The following is a 5,519-nucleotide window of genomic DNA, read 5'->3' on the forward strand; positions in this document are numbered from 1 at the left end:
TGAACAAGCTGGAAGTGAACCACGCCCGCCTGGCCGCCGACCTCGACGGCAACTGGGAAGTGCTGGCCGAGCCGGTGCAAACCGTGATGCGCCGCTACGGCATCGAAAATCCGTACGAGCAGCTGAAGGAACTGACGCGTGGCAAAGGCATCTCCAAGGAGGCGCTGCGCGAGTTCATCACCGGCCTGGCGATCCCGCAAGACGCCAAAGACCTGCTGCTGGCGATGACGCCGGCCAACTACATCGGCATCGCCGCCGAGCTGGCCAAAGCCATCTAACCATCTAAGCCACCCGCAGCCCCGCTGCGCAGGTGACGCCGGGGTCGGACCCTGATATTGTTGGCGCAGGCTTCGGTCGGCGCCAACAATATCAGGCTCCGGCCCCGGTTTGCGTTGGCGCCCGCGCCGCAAAAAATCGCCGGCCAGCACGCATCAGTTTTCTTTGGTAATATTAGTCCTAACACGTACTATTTATTTGGAGATCGCTGATGCACCGCTACACAAAAACCGCAATGCTGCTGCACTGGCTGACAGCGCTGCTGATAATTTCCGCCTTCTTCCTCGGGCTGACGATGACCGGCATCCACGGCCTGACCCCGACCAAGCTCAAATATTATTCCTGGCATAAATGGCTGGGCGTCACCGTGCTCGCGCTGGCCTGCCTGCGCGTGCTGTGGCGCAAAGCCAACCGTCCGCCGCCGCACCCGTCCCACATGCCAGCCTGGCAAAACCGGGCCGCCGACGGCGTCCACCTGCTGCTCTACTTCCTGATCTTCGCGGTGCCGATCTCGGGCTACCTGTACACCTGCGCGGCCGGGGTGCCGGTGGTCTACCTCGGCCTGGTCCAACTGCCGTCGCTGATAGACCCGAATCCGGAACTCAAGCCGGTGCTCAAGGAAGTGCACTACTGGCTGACCATGGGCATGGCCGCCCTCGTCGTCGCCCACGCCGGCGCCGCGCTCAAACACCACTTCATCGACCGCGACGACGTCCTCAAACGCATGCTGCCCTAAGCCGCCGCACGCCGGGCCACACCACTTCCGCCCCACTTTCTCCCCATTTTCCAACCAGGAGCACCAAATGATCCAAGCCAAAAAAGCCATTTTTGTATCCTTGCTCGGCCTGACGCTGGCCGCCAGCGCCGCCACGCTGCTCAAAACCGACCCGGCCAAGACCACCGTGGCCGCCGTGTTCAAGCAAATGAACGTGCCGGTCGAATCGAAGTTCAAGACCTATGCCATCACCATCGACTACAACGCCGCCGCGCCGGACGCGTCGAAGGCGAGCGTGGAAGTCGACACCGCCAGCCTCGACCTGGGCGAGCCGGACATGAACAAGGAAGTGGCCAAGAAAGAATGGTTCAACTCGGCGCAATTCCCGAAAGCGACCTTCGTCTCGAGCGCCATCAAGAGCGCCGGCGCCGGCAAGCTCACCGTCACCGGCAAGCTCACCGTCAAGGGCAAGAGCGCCGACGTGAGCTTCCCGCTGACCGTCAAGACCGAGGGCGGCAAGCAAATCTTCGACGGTGTCCTGCCGATCAAGCGTCTCGCTTACAATATCGGCGAAGGCGAGTGGAAAGACACCAGCATGGTGGCCGATGACGTCACCCTCAAATTCCACGTCGTCGCTCAATAAACGTAGTTCAGACCGCAAACCGCCAGGAGACTCCATGAAATCCCAGTTCTTGATCGCCCTTGTATTGGCCGCCTCGACCGGCGCAGCCATCGCCGCCGACACCTACAACATCGACCCGTCGCACACCTACCCGAGCTTCGAGGCCGACCACATGGGCCTGTCGGTCTGGCGCGGCAAGTTCGACAAGACCAGCGGCACGGTGACGCTGGACCGCGCCGCCAAGACGGGCAGCCTGGACCTGACCATCGACGCCAGCTCCATCGACTTCGGCATGGACAAGCTGAACACGCACGCCAAGACGGCCGACATGTTCAACGTCGAGAAATTCCCGACCATGACCTACAAGAGCAAGTCGTTCAAGTTCAACGGCGAGCAGCTGGTCGAAGTCGACGGCGAGCTGACGATGCTGGGCGTGACCAAGCCGGTCAAGCTGAAGGTCGACAAGTTCAAATGCATCATGCACCCGCGCCTGAAGCGTGAAGTGTGCGGCGCCGACGCCACCGCCGAATTCAAGCGCAGCGATTTCGGCCTGAACTTCGGCCTGCCGGCGTTCTCGCCGGAAGTCAAACTGGCGATCCAGGTCGAAGCGTTCAAGACCGAATAAGCCGCACCGAATTCAGCGTCCGCTGCCCGCCCCTGCCGATCCGCCCGCCGGAATCGGCAGGGGCTTTTTTTCGCCAATGCTACAATTCCGCCTCGGCGGCGCGCCGGCCGCGCGCGCTTTCCTCACCCTCACGGAGATCCCGACCGCCATGCACGCAGACCTGCTCACGCCTTACGAAAAAGGCAATCAAAACCAGACTACCCTGTGGACCGAATGCATCGCCTACTACGAGACGCTGGCCAAGCGCTACCCACAGGTGCTGCGCTTTGAGCAGATCGGCGTCTCCGACGGCGGCGTCGCCATCCACGCCGGCGTGGTCAGCGCCGACGGCGTGTTCGACCGCGAGCAGATCAAGCGCGAAGGCCGCACCGTCTTCTTCAACAACAACGGCATCCATCCGGGCGAACCGGAAGGCATCGACGCCTGCATGGCCATGGTGCGCGACCTGTGCACCGAGCCGCAACGCCTGGCCGCGCTGGGCGAAACGGTGTTGCTGTTCGTCCCCGTCTACAACGTCGACGGCAGCCTCAATCGCGCCAACACCTCGCGCGTGAACCAGGACGGCCCCGAGCAGTTCGGCTTCCGCGGCAACAGCCGCCACCTCGACCTGAACCGCGACTTCATCAAGTGCGACACCCTCAACGCCAAGCTGTTCAACCAGCTGCTGACCGGCTGGGACCCGGACGTGATGGTCGACACCCACACCTCCAACGGCGCCGACTATCCCTACACGATGACGCTGATCCACACCCAGGCCGATAAACTGGGCAGCGGCCTCGGTCCCTTCCTGCGCCAGACCATGCTGCCGCATATCTACGCGCAGATGGAAGCGAAGGGCTGGCCGACCTGCCCCTACGTCAATCCGGTTCAGGACAGTCCCGACGACGGCATCGCCGAATTCCTCGAAGTGCCGCGCTTCTCGACCGGCTTCGCGGCGCTGCACCACGTGATCGGCTTCATGCCGGAAACGCATATGCTCAAACCCTACGCCGACCGCTATCAATCGATGCGCGCGCTGCTCGACGTGACGCTGGCCTTCACCGTCAGCCACGGTGCCGACATCAAACAGCTGCGGGCCCAGGCCAAGGCCGACTACGCGGCCGCCCGCCAGTGGCCGGTCAGCTGGAAGATGGACGAAGCAAATCCGTCGACCTTCCGCTTCAAAGGCTACGCGGCCAAACGCAGCGCCAGCGCGCTCGGTAACTATATGCGCCTGTCCTACGACCGCAACGAACCGTGGGAGCGCGACATCGCCTACTACAACCGCTTCGTCGCCGACGCCGTGGTGCGCGCGCCGAAAGCCTACGTGGTGCCGCAGGCGTGGCGCGAAGCGATCGAGCGCCTGCAATGGAACGGCGTTGAAATGACGCGCGTCGAAACGCCGACCACCGTCGACGCGCAGTTCTATCACATCGCCGCCGTCGACTCGCGCGCCGGCGCTTACGAAGGCCATCTGTATCACGACGCGGTGGCGCTGGAAACGCGCAGCGGCAGCTTCGTGCTGCAAGCGGGCGACTATGTGGTGAAGCTGGACCAGCCCAACGCGCGCTACGCCGTCGAGACGCTGGAGCCGCAGGGCCACGACAGCTTCTTCCGCTGGGGCTTCTTCAACAGCGTGCTGGAAAAGAAGGAGGCCTATTCGGATTACGTGTTCGAAGACCTGGCGCTGGAAATGCTGGAGGCCGAGCCGGAATTGAGGGCGGCGTTCGAGCAGTGGAAGGCCGCGCATCCGGCGCTGCTGTCGGACCAGGTCCAGGTGCTGGACTTCATCTTCGAGAACGGCAAGCGTCACCACGAACCGGAATGGCGCCGCTATCCGGTGTTGTCGTTGATGTAAAATACCAGCGAGCCTTATTCCATATGGCTCCGTTGAATACGTAAAAGCAGCAAGCCACGCGCGGCGGCGATCCCGCGGCGCGCGGCCATGGACCCGGCTTACCGGCACGGCCATCACCTGATTTACACCGCCCCCGCATTAACGCACTCCGCTGCCCACAAGGTCCCAGCCATGCATTACGCACTCAATCTGCGCACGTTCTTTTACAGCCACTACTTCCACCTCGGGCTGCGCTTCGGCGCCGGCCTGGTCGGCATCACCGCCATCGCGCTCCAGTTCACCGGCCTGACGGTGGCCATGACCATCTGTATCGGCGCGCTGTGCACGGCGCTGATGGATTTGCCCAGCCCCCTGCGCCACAAATTCAACGAGATGCTGGCGTCGGTGCTGCTGTGCAGCGCCGTCACGCTGTTAATCAGCATCTGCGCGCCGGTGCGCTGGCTGCTGATGACGATGCTGGTGCTGGTCAGCTTCGCGGCCAGCATGATGACCGTCTACGGCAAGAAGGCCATGCCGCTGCAACTGGCCACGCTGTTCATCATGACGCTGTCGATGGAGTCCGAGCTGACGCCGCGCCAGGCCCTGGTCCACACCGGCCTGTTCCTGCTGGGCGGCCTGCTCTACCTCGGTTACGCGATGGCGGTATCCTTCCTGCTGCGGCACCGGATGAAGCAGCAGATCCTGGCCGAGGCCCTGTTCGAGCTGGCCGCCTACATCGACATCAAGGCCGATTTCTACGACACGCGCTACAACCTCACCGAACAATTCAACAAGCTGGTACGCCATCAAAGCCTGCTGGCCGACCGCCAGCAGGCGTCGCGCGACCTGATCCTGCGCAGCTACCTGAATGAAAAAGACGCCATCGTGGTCCAGGTCCACGTCTGCATGCTGGACCTGTATGAACTGATCCTGTCGACCCACACCGACTACGCCCAGCTGCGCGTGCACCTGGCCGATTCGCCGGTGCTCAAATCGCTGCACGACCTGGCCTACAAGGCGGCGCGCGATATCGAATCGGTGGCCTACGACGTCACCCGCAAGAAGGCGTCCTACCCGGAGATCAGCTACGAGCCGGAACTGGCCGCCATCGAGGCGGAGCTGGCGGCCTTGCAGCAACGCGTGGGCGAAGGCAAACCGGCGCAGGAAGCGCTGGCCGTGCTGCGCGCGCAGCGCAACAAGGTGCGCGCCATCATCAAGATGATCGGTGAGCTGCACCAGGCCAGCCAGAAGGCCTACGACACCACGCCGTTCTGGGTCGACGCCGACATGGGCCCCTTCCTGTCGCAGCAGAAGTACGAGCTGCAGATGATCCTGTCGCACCTGCGGCTGGACTCGCCGATCTTCCGCTTCTCGCTGCGGGTGGCGATGGCGATCTCGGTCGGCCTGGCGGTGGCCTCGTGGCTGCCGTATGCGGCGCACAGCTACTGGATCGTGCTGACCATCG

General features: G+C 63.3%; 5 protein-coding genes and 1 pseudogene. All 6 read left to right on the top strand.

From position 1 onward, the window contains the following. A pseudogene (locus Q0S71_RS13910) lies at positions 1-278 on the top strand (adenylosuccinate lyase); the annotation flags it as partial. 209 nt (positions 279-487) lie between these two features. After that, positions 488-1,012 carry a cytochrome b gene (locus tag Q0S71_RS13915; protein WP_295996561.1) on the top strand — a complete coding sequence of 175 codons (525 nt, stop codon included), beginning with the start codon at positions 488-490 and terminating at the stop codon, positions 1,010-1,012. A gap of 67 nt (positions 1,013-1,079) precedes the next feature. After that, complete coding sequence (locus Q0S71_RS13920) at positions 1,080-1,634, top strand: YceI family protein (RefSeq protein ID WP_295996564.1); 555 nt, start codon at positions 1,080-1,082, stop codon at positions 1,632-1,634. A gap of 34 nt (positions 1,635-1,668) precedes the next feature. After that, the gene (locus tag Q0S71_RS13925) at positions 1,669-2,238 is read left to right on the top strand and encodes a YceI family protein (protein WP_295996568.1); all 570 of its coding nucleotides are present in this window, start codon (positions 1,669-1,671) and stop codon (positions 2,236-2,238) included. Between the two features lie 148 nt (positions 2,239-2,386). Further along, on the top strand, positions 2,387-4,075 hold the full coding sequence (locus tag Q0S71_RS13930) for a M14 family zinc carboxypeptidase (protein ID WP_295996573.1): 1,689 nt from the start codon (positions 2,387-2,389) through the stop codon (positions 4,073-4,075). Positions 4,076-4,246: 171 nt separating this feature from the next. Then, positions 4,247-5,519, top strand: a 1,273-nt coding sequence (locus Q0S71_RS13935) for an FUSC family membrane protein (RefSeq protein WP_295996571.1), incomplete at its 3' end; no start/stop codon positions are given.

It is taken from the genome of Rugamonas sp. (assembly GCF_025354735.1).
Lineage (GTDB): Bacteria > Pseudomonadota > Gammaproteobacteria > Burkholderiales > Burkholderiaceae_D > Rugamonas.